The sequence below is a fragment of the Streptomyces sp. NPDC054796 genome (genome assembly GCF_053611545.1).
This window is the reverse complement of record NZ_JBSHAO010000002.1, coordinates 173,942-185,193: the sequence shown is the minus strand read 5'-3', so window position 1 is coordinate 185,193 and position 11,252 is coordinate 173,942. Positions and strand designations below refer to the sequence as shown.

Genomic DNA, 11,252 nt, shown 5'->3' with positions numbered 1-11,252 from the left:
ATGCAAGAGGAACATAGGATCGACGTTCCGAGCCGGTCAAGGGGTCAAAGGGAAGCACTTGATCCCTTGCAAATAAGCCCAGTTTAGATGCTTGTTGGGGCAAGAAGCAGACCGTGGGAGGGTGATCGGGGTGCCGATCCCATTGACATGCAAGAAAGCTCTTCGTAACTTCCTGGCACACCACAGATCCCGCGAGCAACAGGAGGGCACGGCATGGGCATCGACCTGAAGGGCCGGGTCGGCAGGGTGTGGGAAGCGGCCTGGAACCACGGCGACACCGACGCGCTGGACGGGCTGCTCACCCCCGGATACATCCGACACGGCCGCACCGAGCAGGGACTGGAGGACCTCAAGGCGGGCATCGCGGCGTCCCGGGGCGGCATGCCCGACCTGCGGACCGTGATCGACGACTATGTGCGCGACGGCGACCGGCTGGCGATCCGCTGGCACAGCAGCGGCACCCACACAGGCCCGCTGCTCGACGTGCCTCCCACGGGACGCCGGCTCACGGTCTCCGGCGCCACCTTCTCGACGGTGGACGACGGCATGATCACCGAGGAGTGGGTCACCTGGGACCCCCGGCAGATGTTGCACGCCCTCGGCATCATCCCCCTCAGCAGCGCGTTCGAGACGCTCGGCGGAAAGCGCGCAGGAAAGGCGGTCACGGCATGAGCCCCACGGCAGGAGCACCGGCGGTCGCAGGGGCCACGTCCCGGGAAGCGGGTCAGGACGTGCCGCAGGAGGTGCCCGAGGAGCAGATCAAGGGTGTGCACCGGAAGTTCGCGACGGGTGTCACCATCGTCACCGCCATGGACGGCGACCGTCCCCGGGGCCTGGCCGTCAACGCCTTTTGCAGTCTCTCGGTCACCCCGCCGCTGGTCATGGTCTGTGTCCAGCGGACGTCTTCCACCTACGAGCCGCTGTTCCGCGCACACCACATGGGCATCAGCATCCTTGCCGCCGACCAACTGCCGGTGGCGTCCGTCTTCGCGCGCAAGAGCGAGGACAAGTTCGCCGGACTGAGGTGGACCCGCGCCGCACACGGCTCACCCCTCATCGACCACAGCGCGGCCACCATGGAGGCACGTATCGAGGAGCGGATACAGACCGCCACCCACACGGTCTTCGTCGGACGCGTCGTGGAGGCCACCTCCTCCGAACGGCCGCCCCTCATCTACAGCGCCGGAGGCTTCTACGACGGAGGCCGCCTCGACCAGGCGGCCACCTGACCTCGCGGACTCCGTGAGCCGACGGACGGCGCGCTCCCGGCCGGAAGCCGGGCCGGAGCCGGGAGCCGGGGCCGGGGTGAGCCGATCGTGCCGCACGGGCGATGGTCCGCAGGGGTCCCGGACACCGGCTGTTACCGGCACCGGACGGTGACGTCGACGGCGCGCTCGGCCCGACTTGTCTGCCCATGCCCCTACGGACGTGCCTCCGGTGTGCGACGCGATGCCCGGGCGGTCCCCTCGTCTCGCGACGAGGCCGCCGGAGCGGCCGTCACACCGAGGCGGAACGGCCGCCGAACGTCGTAGCGGCCGGGGAGGAGACCCCTAGGAGACCCCTAGAAGGAGCAGAGGCCGTTGCAGTCGAAGAGCCAGCCGGTGCCGCAGTCGTTCTCGACGAGGGTGCACCCACCGCGATAGCACTGCGTCCCGCAGTAGTCGCTGTCCGTCGCGCACTCGCACAGCACCGGGGGAGAGGCGGCAGCGGCGTCGGCCGGGCCGAGCCTGGCCAGCAGCGCATGGGCCTCGTCGCGCCCGAACTCCCGCTTCGCCGCGGCTTCCAGTTCCCGTACCGCCTCGGTGGCACGTGACCTCTCGTAGTGGAACACCCGCCGGAAGATCCGGGAGGCGTCCTCGATGACCGCGTTCTGCGCGGAGGTCAGCTCCGGACGCGCCGCGCGGTACTGGTTGAAGTGCTCGATCCATACGTGTCCCCGCTCCTCGGGGGACAGTTCGGCGAGGATCGCCTTACGGTACGGGATGGTGTGCCGTGTGATTCCCGCGTAGGTGCGGGGCAGGCCGGCGCTGTTGGCCGCCGCCCATTTGCGGGCTGTGGCCGCCTCCGACTGCGCGAAGGCCGGGGTCTGGCCGGTGAGGGTCAGCGTGGCCGCCACTCCCACGCCACCGCACAGTTGCAGGAACCGCTTCCTTCCGATGGCGTTTTCCGCCTCCGCCCGTGCGGGCGTGTTCCGTGCCTCGGACCGTAGCTGTCCCAGGGATTGCAGTACGCGGAGTGTTGAGCGCGGCCCCAACCGCCTGGCTAATTGCACGGCCATCAGCGGGCGCGTCCACGCGCGCACGTGCTCGTCACGGACGCGCAGAAGCGTCGGTGCCCACCGGGTCCGGGGCTTCTCGTCGAGCCGGAGCCACCGCTGAACCTCACGGTGCGTCAGCGGCAGTACCTCCAGCTTTCCCTCGCTGGCGCGCTCGACCGCCTTGGAGACCGCCGCGCATGTGCCGCATGTGCCGTCGAATGCCAGGACCCATCGTTCCGGCGTGTGTCGTTCGGACATCCTCGTTCTCCCTGTTCTTGTCGGCGTTGTTGTTGCCGGGGTGACTCAGCGCGGGGAGCGTCCCACTGCTGCATGTGCGCGACAAGATATGGAAAACGCCATTCCGCATCGCCGCCGCGTCTCATTCCGTGCGGCGCAGCGGGGGAGGGGTGAGGTCCGTGGCGGGGGAGGCGGCGGCCTCGCGGGCCCAGGCGGTGAGCGCCGCGATGTCGATGCCGTGCGGTGGGTCGTCGGTGAACGCGGCGAGGCCGTCGGCGGCGCGGAGGAGCAGCGAGGTGGCGCCGGAGGTGTTGCCGCGGGCGGCGTGGGTGAGGCCGACGGCGAACTGGGCCAGCGCCCGCCACAGGGCGCGTTCGCTGTCGGGTCCCGTCTTCCAGGCGTCCTCGAGGACCTCGTGTGCGTGGAAGGGCATGCCGGTGTCGATGAGGCGCTGGGCCTCGGACAGGGTCTCCGGCGGGGTGCGGACGAGACCTTCCGGGGCGCGGGCGACGCCCGGCGAACCGTAGGGGAGCGGGCGCCCGAGCCCGTCGCGGGGGCGGGCGTTCTGGGCCCGTCCCGTCGCCGGATCGCGGTCACGGTCGCGAACCCCGCTCCGGTTCTGGTCCCGGTCCCGGTCCCGTCGCCGGGTGCGTGGTGACGGAGTGGCGGGCCGTGCGACGGGCCCGGCCCCGGGCTCCGGCCCCGGTGCCTCGGGCCCCGGCGCGGCCTCGAACGCCGGACCCGGGGACGTGTCCGTGTCCGTGTCCGTTTCCATATCCAGGTCCGTGTCCGGCACGGTGCCGCAACGGGGACACGGCGCCAGCGGATCCGTCGTCTCCCTGACGGCCCCGCACTCCGGGCACACCAGCCCGGCCCAGCACGCCGGGTCGCCGCCCTCGGGACGGTACTCGCTCACTCGGTCACCCCTTCGCACACGCACCGGTCGCCGACCGCACCGGTCTCCACCTGGCACCCTAACGACCCGTCACGCGCGCCGAGCGCTGTCAGGTGTGCGGATGCGCGGACGGTGCCAGATGGGCGCGCTCGCCCTGCGCGCCGAACAGGGCGAGCATTTCGGCGGGACGGCTGTCCGCGCTGCCGATCCAGTGCGGTACGCGGGTGTCGAACTCGGCGGCCTCACCGACCCCGAGCCGGAACTCCTGCTCGCCGAGCACGAACCTGATGTGTCCGTCGAGGACGTAGAACCACTCGTACCCCTCGTGGGTCTGGAGCTTCATGGTGGGTGCCCGGCCGATGGGCGGGTGGATCACCTTGTACGCCTGGATGCCGCCTGCCCGCCTGGTCAGCGGCACCATCACCAGCCCCGACCGCCGCACAGGACGCAGATGCACGCGCGGGTCGCCGGTGGGCGGCGCCGCGACGAGATCGTCGAGCGGGACACCGTGCGCCCGGGCCAGGGGCAGCAACTGTTCCAGCGTGGGGCGGAGCCTGCCGTTCTCCAGGCGGGACAGGGTGCTCGCCGTGAGCCCCGTCTCGTCGGCCAGCGCCGCCAGCGTGGCGCCCCGCGCCTGGCGCAGCGCACGCAGCCGTGGCCCGACTCCGGCCAAGACGTCTTCCGAGGGGTTGTCCATGACCCGATGATGCGGATCCGCAACTTTTCTTGCAAGGGGGAAACGGCGGCGCCAATGCTGTCGGTACCTCACCGGCGCCGGACGCACGCAGCGGAACACGCTCGGCACGCCGGCCGACGCACACGAAGGGGCACCGCACATGGACTCCACCCGAAGCCGGCGACCCAGCACCGATGCCGCGGACAACGGCACGGAGGCGGGGAGCCAGGACGCCGAGCTGTTCTGGGAACGCCACTACCGCACCCAGCGCACCTGGGGCGCACGCGTCAACCCGCTGCTCGCCGGGACCGCCGCACCGCTGAGCCCGGGCACGGCGCTGAGCCCGGGTACGGCGCTGGACCTGGGCTGCGGCGCGGGCGGCGACACCATCTGGCTCGCCCAACTGGGCTGGCACGTCACCGCCGTGGACATCTCCACCACCGCCGTCGACGGGGTACGGGAACGTGCCCGCGACCTGGGCATCGGGGACCGGGTCGTCACCGAACAGCACGACCTGGGCAGCAGCTTCCCCGACGGTACGTTCGACCTCGTCTCGGCCCAATACTTCCACACCCCGTTCCCGCTGCTCCGCGGCCGGGTCCTGCGCACCGCCGCACATGCCCTGCGGCCCGGTGGTCTGCTGCTGATCGTCGACCACGGATCCACCGCGCCCTGGTCGTGGAACCAGGACCCGGACATCCACTACCCCACACCCGACGAGGTCGCCGCCGAACTCGCCCTCGACCCCGCTCGGTGGTCCGTCCTGCGCGCCGACATGCCCCAGCGGCGGGCAACCGGACCCGCGGGCGAGACCGCCACCGTCACCGACAACGTCCTGCTCATCCAGCACACCGCCGGAACGGAGTGACCCGATGCCGGAGAACAGTGCACAGCACCCCCGGACCCCGACTGGGGCCACCAACCGCACCCGCACGAAGGACACCGGACCCCCGTCGACCGGCGCCGACGAGAAGGCCACCCTGCGAGGCTTCCTCGACTATCTGCGGAACTCGGTCGCGGACAAGGTCGCGAGCACACCGGAACCACACGTCCGAGAGAGCGGCGTGCCCTCGGGCACCAGCCTCCTCGGGCTGCTCAAGCATCTGGCGTCCGTCGAACGGTTCGCCTTCCTCGGTGAGGACGCCGACGACTGGCGTGCGACGATGCGGCCGTCGACGGAGGACACCGTCGACGGCGTGCTGGCCGACTACCGGAAGAGCGTCGAGCGGGCCAACGAGGTCATCGACGCCTGCCCGGACCTGACCCTCCCCGCGCCGCGGCCCGCGCGACGGGGCCCCGGGCCCTCGATGCGGTGGATCCTGGTGCACATGATCGAGGAGACCGGCCGGCACGCGGGCCACGCCGACATCCTCCGCGAGCGGATCGACGGCTCGACGGGCCGCTGAACGGCCGTCGTGCGGCGCGCGGCCCGTCTCCTCATGACCCCGCCATGAGGAGACGGGCGGGCGGCCTGCCGCTCGTCAGACGTTCGCCTTGATGCATGCACGGGCGGGATCGCCGTTCACGTAGTAGTACCACTTCATGGCCTTGCGGGTCTCCGGACCGTAGATGCCGTCGACGTCGGCTCCTACCGCCGCCTGGACTTCCCGCACGGCGCGCTCCGTCGCGTCCCCGTAGATGCCGTCGTGGCCGCCGGTGCTCTTGCCGTAGCAGTGGATCAGATTGAACTGCAACTCCTTGACGGCCGACCCTGAGTTGCCGTTCATGAGCTGACAGTTCCTGCTGCCTGTGCCCGTGTAGTAGGGCTGCTTGACCGTCGTCGCTCCGGCGTCCAGGGTCACCTTCTTGACGCCGTTGCATGTCGGAGTCGACGCGGCGGACACGGCGGGCGCGGCAGCGATCCCGCCCCCGAGGAGACTCGCGGTGAGGGCTGCCGCGAAGAGGGCGGTTCTGGTGCGAGTACGAGGCAGGCGGCCTCGGAACATGGTTCCTCCTGTTGACGATGCGCATGGCCCGCGGTGAGCCGCCATGGCTCCTGTGACCCACGGAGCACCCTTCCGCGCGCCGGTTCGTTGCCTCAGCGTCCTGGACATATGCCTGGTCAACCAGCCTTTTCGGCTCTGACTGAAAGGCGCAGGACACAGGGGGGAACCGAGTGCCCCGGTCTGTGCCTGACCGGCTGAAGACGCGCAGAGGAGCGGCTCGCCGATCCGGATGTGCGGAAGTGGACGAACCTGGCACACATCCTCCATTGCCCCGGGAACCGCTGTGCTGGCGTACCCGGACCCGATGGTGTACGCCGTATCCCAAGGGGACAGCGAGCGGCCATCGCTCACGAGGTGGGGGAGACCCGATGAAGGCGATCGTCCAGGAACGCTTCGGCCCGCCGGACATCCTCCGGCTGACGGACACCGACCGGCCCGGACCCGGCGCGGGCGAGGTGCTGGTACGGGTGCGTGCCGCCGCGCTCAACCCGTACGACTGGCACATGATGCGCGGCGACCCGTACGTGGCACGGCTGGCCGGAGGCATGGGGCTGACGCGGCCGAAGCACCGGGTGGCGGGCCTCGACGCGGCCGGAGAGGTGGCGGCCGTCGGCACCGGCGTACAAGGACTCCAGCCCGGCGACGAGGTGCTGGGCTTCTGCCAGGGCTCCTTCGCCGAGTACGCGTGCACCCCGGCGGAGCTGCTGGTGCCCAAGCCCACGAAGCTGACCTTCGAACAGGCCGCGGCCGTACCGGTGGGCGCTGCGACGGCGCTGCGCGGCATCCGCACCGTGGGCCGCACGCGGGCCGGGCAGCGCGTGCTGGTCAACGGGGCCGCGGGCGGCGTGGGTTCGTTCGCCGTGCAGATCGCCGTTTCCCTCGGCGCGGAGGTCACCGGGGTGTGCGGCGCCCGCAACGTCGAGCTGGTGCGCTCACTGGGCGCCGCACACGTCATCGACTACACCAAGGCGGACTTCACCGCAGGGCCCGTGTGCTACGACGTGATCCTGGACAACGTGGGCAACCACCCGCCTGGCCGGCTGCGCCGGGTGCTCACCCCGACGGGGACCCTGGTCGCCAACGGCGGCGGCTCGCCCGGGCACGTCTTCGGCGCTGTGGGCTCCACACTGCGGGTGGCCGCGGCCAACACGTTCGTCCGGCAGCGGCTCCGCCCGATCCTTCCCGCGGTCCCCGCGGGACCGGCCCACGAGGATCTGCTCGCCGTCACCGTGCTCATCGAGTCCGGCGAACTGACCCCGGTGGTCGACCGCACCTATCCGCTGGCCGACACGGCGGAGGGCGTGCGCCATGTGGAGGGGGGCCACGCCCGGGGCAAGGCCGTGATCACCGTGCAGTGAACACGGGGGAAGCCGGGCCCGGTACCACCAGCGTGGCGGGAGGCGGTGTGCCGGAGTGTCCCCTGGCCGGACCGCTGCGTCGGCCGGTGGCGTTGCTAGAGGTCGTACACCGCGAAGTCCGTCACCGGGCGGTAGCCGATCCGCTGGTACAGGGCGTTGCTGGTGGGGTTGGCCAGGTCGGCGAACAGCAGCACCTCCGCCGCGCCCGCCGCCAGCGCCGCACGGCTGACCTCCGCCGTCGCGGCGCCCGCGTAGCCGCGGCCACGCAGCGGGGCCGGGGTGTAGACGGGGGACACCCTGACCTGGCCCGCGACCGTCGGTGTCACACCCGCCATGGAGACGGGAGTGCCGTCCGGGGTCTCCCAGAACGTGACACGTCCGTCGGCGATGCGCGCGTCGGCCCAGGAGCCGTCGGACGTGGACAGGGCCGCGCCGATGGCCCCGTCGAACTCCCGGTGCCAGCGCACGAGTTGCTCGCGGTCCTGCGGGCCCGCGACCCGCGCCCGGCCCTCGGGGCGCGGCTCCGGTGCGGCGAGGGAGCCGAGGCGGTACAGCCGCTGGCGCTCGCGGAGCTTCGGCGCCGCGCCGGTGTGCCGCTGCCAGGCGGCGGCGAAGGCCGCGGCGGTGTCGCGGTCCGCGCCGACACCGGGGACGGTGTGACCGAGGGCGGCCAGACGTCGGGCGAGCGCTTCGGACTCGTCGGGGGCGAGCGGGGTGAGGTTGAGGCGTTGGGGCGGGGTGCGGAAGAACGTCGCGCGGACCTCGCCCGCGCTCCCCAGGATGCCGAAGACGGGGTCCTCGGCGCCGTATGTGTGCGGGCCGCGCGTGCGCAGCGTCTCGGTCACCGTCAGAGGGATGGTGTGCGGGGCGGGGCGTGAGCGCAGGAAGTCTCCCGCGCGGGCCAGAAAGGTGTCGACGTCGTGGATGAGGTGCCAGTCGTCCGGGCGCATGCCCCATATTCGCGCGCCTTCGCGGGGCACGCCCGTGGTTTTCCGACGAGGCGGGCCCGGGGGAGCGTGGCAGGGGGCGAGGGGGCGAGGGGGCGAGGGGGCGAGGGGGCTCGTGCGCCGGGCCGGGTGTCGGACCTGTATGCGACCGTTCTCCGCACCAGCCGGTCCGCCCGTACCACCAGGGCTGGGCGGGACAGGCGGGCGCAGCATGCGACGCACCCGACGACCAACCCCACCGGAGCACCCCATGCACGACCAGGAGACCGCGCTCGCGCGCACGGCCTACGCACCGGAGAACCTCGTGCTCGTCCATGACCTCTACGACGCCACTCCACCGGCATGGCAGATCCTCTGGCCGGACCAGCACAATCAGTTTCCCGGCGATGCACACTGCCTCCTCTCCGAGGGCGCCCAACTGCTTCTGTGAGCCACAGGCACAGAAGCAGTTGCGCACCCTGACCGGACAGTTCACGTTGTCTCGACGGGCTGCTCGGCCTTGGGCAGGTGGGCGACGACGAGTCGGTAGGAGTCGGTGACGAGCTCTCGGACGAGTTCCTCGTCGACGCCGTCCCCACCCTCCAGCGTGATCCAGTGCTTCTTGTTCATGTGGTATCCGGGGGTGATGTGGCTGTACTGCTCCCGCAGGGCGTGGGCCTCACCGGGGTCCGCCTTGAGGATCACGACGGGACGCCCCGGGACCTCGGTCATCAGCATGAACACTTTGCCGCGCACCTTGAAGACCTCCCAGTCATCGCCGAAGGGATGCTCCAGCTGGGCTCCGGGAAGCTCCTCGGCACAGTCGGCGGCGGTCTTGTGCAGGGCCGTTCCGTTCATGGGGCGTTGCCTTCCTCACGGGGTGGTCGCGGCGGCACACCCATTCTTCCTTCGAGGCGGACAAATGGGGCAGTAGGCTGCGGACACGTGATGGTCGACAAGCGACACCCCAGCCCGAGCGGACAGGCCGGACCGGCCGCGGTCCCGTTGTACGGTTTCCAGCCCCCGGTCGGCACCCCGTACGGCCTTGAAGTGAGCACCGTCGAGGACTTCTTCGCCCAGCACGACGACTGGCCGTGGAACCCTCCACGTCCGGGCCGCGCGACCTTCCACTACCTCATCGCCGTCACCGAGGGAGAGTTGCGGCACGACGTCGACCACCTCACGCGGACCGTCGCCTCCGGCCAGTGGCTGTGGGTGCGCCCGGGGCACACGCAGTGCTGGCATCCGCCCGGCGCCGCCCGCGGCCCGTTCATCCTGTTCGAACCGGATGTACTGCGGTCCGACATCGCCCGCCTACTGGCCCCGCTCACCGCACACGAGGCTCCTGCCGTGCTGAGCCCGCGCCCCGAGGACGCCGCCTGGCTCCAGCAGACGGCACTCCAGCTTCTGGACGAACACCGCGCACTCGGGCGCCGCCCCCTCGACGTCCACCACGCCCTGCGGCGCAGTCTGCTCGAATCGCTGCTGCTGCGCCTCGCCAACGCCCCCGGGATCACCCCCGCCGACACGGGTGCCGGCAGAAGCCGTGGTGACGCCTACCGGCGATTCGCGGACGCCCTGGAGCTGCACTTCCGCGAACTGCGCCGGGCCGCGGATTACGCAGAGTTGCTCGGCTGCTCGGTCCGCACCCTCAGCCGCGCCGCTCGGGAAGCCACCGGCAAGGGAGTGCGTGAGCTCATCGACGAGCGGCGCCTGCTCGAAGCCCGGCGCCTGCTGGGAAGCGCCCGATGGGATGCCCGGGCCGTGGCCGGCCACCTTGGCTTTGCCGACCCCGCGAACTTCGGCCGCTTCTTCCGCGACCGCACCGGTCTCACCCCGGCCGCCTTCGCGGCCCGCGCAGTGAGGACCGACGCGTGACGGAAACGCGGCGCAGGCCCCTTGCCCGTCAGGAGGCGATGGCTCCCGGCGCGGTCAGTCCGTGGTGAAGCTGGACAGGATCGCTGCGGGGTAGCGGCTGCCTGCCGAGCCGTGGGGAAGGATCTCAGTGATGCGGGCCAGATCGGCGGCGGAGAGCTGGACGTCGACGGCGCCGGCGTTCTCCTCAAGGCGCGTGGTGCTGCGGGTGCCGGGAATGGGCGCGACGTCCTCGCCCTGGGCGAGCAGCCAGGCCAGCGCGAGCTGGGCGGTGGTGATGCCCCTGGTGGCAGCCAGCTCCTTGAGCTGGTCGGTGGCGTGCAGGTTGTACGTGTAGTTCTCGCCCTGCCAGCGCTCGTCCCGGCTGCGCATGTCGTCCGCGGGGTACTCGCTGGCGGGCTTGACCTGGCCGGTGAGGAAGCCGCGGCCGAGCGGGGAGTAGGGCACCAGGCCGATGCCGAGTTCACGCAGGACGGGAAGGATCTTCTCCTCCACCTCCCGCTCGAAGAGCGAGTACTCGTACTGGAGCACGGAGACCGGGGTGACGGCATGGGCGCGGCGGATGTACTGGGGGCCGACGTTGCTCAGGCCGAAGTACTTCACCTTGCCCTCGGTGATCAGTTCGCCGACCTCGCCGGCGACCTCCTCGACCGGAACGGCGGGGTCGGAGATGTGCTGGTAGAAGAGGTCGATGTGGTCGCTCTCCAGGTAGCGCAGGCTGTTCTCGGCGACCTTGCGGATGTTCTCGGGGCGGCTGTCGAAGCCGGGGCTGAGCGGCGGGGCGGTCATGTCGAAGCCGAACTTGGTGGCGAGGACCACCTCGTCGCGGAAGTCCTTGACCGCCTTCCCCAGGAGGATCTCGTTGCTGCCGGTCCCGGCGCCGTACATCTCGGCGGTGTCGAAGAAGTCGATCCCGAGTTCGTGGGCGCGGCGGATGGTCGCGATGCCCTCGTCGTCGTTCGAGGCGCCGTAGGCCATGGACATGCCCATGGTCCCCAGGCCGAGCGCCGAGACGCGCAGGCCTTGAGAGCCCAGATTGCGGTGCTGCATGAGTGCACTCCCTCAGTGGTTCGCCGGCTTCA

14 protein-coding genes are annotated in these 11,252 nt (G+C 71.2%); 7 read left to right on the top strand and 7 right to left on the bottom strand.

Annotation, left to right across the window (positions count from 1 at the left end; genetic code table 11):
* The first annotated feature begins 213 nt into the window (after positions 1-213).
* Together ACWGJ2_RS02565 and ACWGJ2_RS02560 are read left to right on the top strand one after the other, a co-directional pair.
* Entirely contained in the window at positions 214-672 is a 459-nt protein-coding gene (locus ACWGJ2_RS02565; RefSeq protein ID WP_453344081.1) for an ester cyclase, read from the top strand.
* Positions 669-1,229, top strand: coding sequence for a flavin reductase (locus ACWGJ2_RS02560; protein ID WP_453344080.1), 561 nt, complete (start codon positions 669-671; stop codon positions 1,227-1,229). The genes ACWGJ2_RS02565 and ACWGJ2_RS02560 overlap by 4 nt, the downstream gene beginning before the upstream one ends.
* A 332-nt stretch (positions 1,230-1,561) precedes the next feature.
* On the opposite strand, the gene ACWGJ2_RS02555 is transcribed toward ACWGJ2_RS02560, so the two are convergent.
* The 3 genes from ACWGJ2_RS02555 to ACWGJ2_RS02545 form a co-directional block, all read right to left on the bottom strand.
* Complete coding sequence (locus ACWGJ2_RS02555) at positions 1,562-2,515, bottom strand: bacteriocin fulvocin C-related protein (protein ID WP_453344079.1); 954 nt, start codon at positions 2,513-2,515, stop codon at positions 1,562-1,564.
* 121 nt (positions 2,516-2,636) lie between these two features.
* Positions 2,637-3,410 (bottom strand): DUF309 domain-containing protein, encoded by a 774-nt coding sequence (locus ACWGJ2_RS02550; protein WP_453344078.1) that lies wholly within the window; start codon positions 3,408-3,410, stop codon positions 2,637-2,639.
* 88 nt (positions 3,411-3,498) lie between these two features.
* Complete coding sequence (locus ACWGJ2_RS02545) at positions 3,499-4,086, bottom strand: helix-turn-helix domain-containing protein (protein WP_453344077.1); 588 nt, start codon at positions 4,084-4,086, stop codon at positions 3,499-3,501.
* A gap of 139 nt (positions 4,087-4,225) precedes the next feature.
* On the opposite strand from ACWGJ2_RS02545, the gene ACWGJ2_RS02540 reads away from it, so the two are divergent.
* Both ACWGJ2_RS02540 and ACWGJ2_RS02535 read left to right on the top strand, forming a co-directional pair.
* Positions 4,226-4,933 carry a class I SAM-dependent methyltransferase gene (locus tag ACWGJ2_RS02540; RefSeq protein WP_453344076.1) on the top strand — a complete coding sequence of 236 codons (708 nt, stop codon included), beginning with the start codon at positions 4,226-4,228 and terminating at the stop codon, positions 4,931-4,933.
* Between the two features lie 4 nt (positions 4,934-4,937).
* Positions 4,938-5,471 (top strand): DinB family protein, encoded by a 534-nt coding sequence (locus ACWGJ2_RS02535; protein ID WP_453344075.1) that lies wholly within the window; start codon positions 4,938-4,940, stop codon positions 5,469-5,471.
* Between the two features lie 75 nt (positions 5,472-5,546).
* Here ACWGJ2_RS02535 and ACWGJ2_RS02530 read toward each other — a convergent pair whose 3' ends face one another.
* Positions 5,547-6,011 carry a peptidoglycan-binding domain-containing protein gene (locus ACWGJ2_RS02530; protein WP_453344074.1) on the bottom strand — a complete coding sequence of 155 codons (465 nt, stop codon included), beginning with the start codon at positions 6,009-6,011 and terminating at the stop codon, positions 5,547-5,549.
* A gap of 368 nt (positions 6,012-6,379) precedes the next feature.
* Between ACWGJ2_RS02530 and ACWGJ2_RS02525 the strand changes: the two genes are divergently transcribed.
* On the top strand, positions 6,380-7,369 hold the full coding sequence (locus ACWGJ2_RS02525) for an NAD(P)-dependent alcohol dehydrogenase (protein WP_453344073.1): 990 nt from the start codon (positions 6,380-6,382) through the stop codon (positions 7,367-7,369).
* Positions 7,370-7,464: 95 nt separating this feature from the next.
* On the opposite strand, the gene ACWGJ2_RS02520 is transcribed toward ACWGJ2_RS02525, so the two are convergent.
* The gene (locus ACWGJ2_RS02520) at positions 7,465-8,319 is read right to left on the bottom strand and encodes a GNAT family N-acetyltransferase (protein WP_453344207.1); all 855 of its coding nucleotides are present in this window, start codon (positions 8,317-8,319) and stop codon (positions 7,465-7,467) included.
* 247 nt (positions 8,320-8,566) lie between these two features.
* On the opposite strand from ACWGJ2_RS02520, the gene ACWGJ2_RS02515 reads away from it, so the two are divergent.
* On the top strand, positions 8,567-8,746 hold the full coding sequence (locus tag ACWGJ2_RS02515) for a hypothetical protein (RefSeq protein ID WP_453344072.1): 180 nt from the start codon (positions 8,567-8,569) through the stop codon (positions 8,744-8,746).
* Positions 8,747-8,787: 41 nt separating this feature from the next.
* Here ACWGJ2_RS02515 and ACWGJ2_RS02510 read toward each other — a convergent pair whose 3' ends face one another.
* A complete protein-coding gene (locus ACWGJ2_RS02510; RefSeq protein WP_453344071.1) occupies positions 8,788-9,153 on the bottom strand; it encodes an MmcQ/YjbR family DNA-binding protein in 366 nt (121 codons plus the stop codon).
* A gap of 87 nt (positions 9,154-9,240) precedes the next feature.
* On the opposite strand from ACWGJ2_RS02510, the gene ACWGJ2_RS02505 reads away from it, so the two are divergent.
* Positions 9,241-10,173 (top strand): helix-turn-helix domain-containing protein, encoded by a 933-nt coding sequence (locus ACWGJ2_RS02505; protein ID WP_453344070.1) that lies wholly within the window; start codon positions 9,241-9,243, stop codon positions 10,171-10,173.
* 54 nt (positions 10,174-10,227) lie between these two features.
* Here ACWGJ2_RS02505 and ACWGJ2_RS02500 read toward each other — a convergent pair whose 3' ends face one another.
* The gene (locus tag ACWGJ2_RS02500) at positions 10,228-11,220 is read right to left on the bottom strand and encodes an aldo/keto reductase (protein ID WP_453344069.1); all 993 of its coding nucleotides are present in this window, start codon (positions 11,218-11,220) and stop codon (positions 10,228-10,230) included.
* Positions 11,221-11,252: the final 32 nt, after the last annotated feature.